Raw genomic sequence first — 360 nt, 5'->3', positions numbered from 1 at the left:
CGACGCTGACGGCGGCGATCACGAAGTATTTCGGGGAGTTCCGGGCCTACGACCAGATCGACGGTGCGCCGGAGGAGAAGGCGCGCGGGATCACGATCTCGACGGCGCATGTGGAATACGAGACGCCTGCGCGTCACTACGCGCATGTCGACTGCCCCGGCCACGCGGACTACGTGAAGAACATGATCACGGGCGCGGCGCAGATGGACGGCGCGATCTTGGTCGTTTCGGCAGCCGATGGCCCGATGCCGCAGACCCGCGAGCACATCCTGCTCGCCTACCAGGTCGGCGTTCCGGCGATGGTTGTCTACATGAACAAGGTGGACCAGGTCGATGACGAGGAACTCCTCGAGCTCGTCG

At 64.7% G+C, this 360-nt stretch carries 1 protein-coding gene; it reads left to right on the top strand.

From position 1 onward, the window contains the following. Positions 1-360, top strand: a 360-nt coding sequence (locus tag EU800_RS26330; protein ID WP_242500843.1) for a GTP-binding protein, incomplete at both ends; no start/stop codon positions are given.

Origin of the sequence: Tropicimonas sp. IMCC6043 (assembly GCF_004146235.1) — a bacterium.
Lineage (GTDB): Bacteria > Pseudomonadota > Alphaproteobacteria > Rhodobacterales > Rhodobacteraceae > Tropicimonas.
Note: the sequence above shows the minus strand (reverse complement) of the source record. Positions and strands in the feature narration are given on the sequence as shown.